This window comes from Bacillus sp. SIMBA_154 (assembly GCF_046536015.1).
GTDB lineage: Bacteria > Bacillota > Bacilli > Bacillales > Bacillaceae > Bacillus > Bacillus pumilus_P.
In genome coordinates, this window is record NZ_JAWJBV010000077.1 from 1 (window position 1) to 407 (window position 407).

The 407-nt window shown below is 53.6% G+C and carries 1 protein-coding gene; it reads right to left on the reverse strand.

The features are described from left to right. A partial coding sequence (locus R0K30_RS21170; protein WP_410612726.1) for an AMP-binding protein occupies positions 1-407 on the reverse strand: 407 nt, incomplete at both ends.

A 407-nucleotide genomic window follows, 5' to 3' on the forward strand; every position in this document is an offset into this window, starting at 1 on the left:
TGCCAGAATACCCACAGGCTGGTCAGGCTGCACGCCTTCGCTTCTTAAAATCCGCGCCAGGCGGTTGGCCCGCTCATTCAGCTCACGGTATGTGAATCTGCTTTTCTCGTAAACTGCGGCTGTATGTTCCGGTGTGCGCTCCGCCTGCTCCTCGAACAATTGGTGAATTGTTTTGTCCCTTGGGCTGTCTATCGCCGGTTGACCCCATCTCTCCACAATCTGCTCTTTCTCCTTCGCGGTGATCATCTCCAGCGATGAAAGCGGCGCCTGCGGGTCATTCGCAATCTCCTCGATCAATTGTATGAATTGCTTTGCCATGCGTTCCGCAGTTTCCTGCTTGTACAGCGCTGCCGCGTAACTGATCATACCTGTAATTCCGTCTTCATTTTCTGCCGCTTGGAACGTCA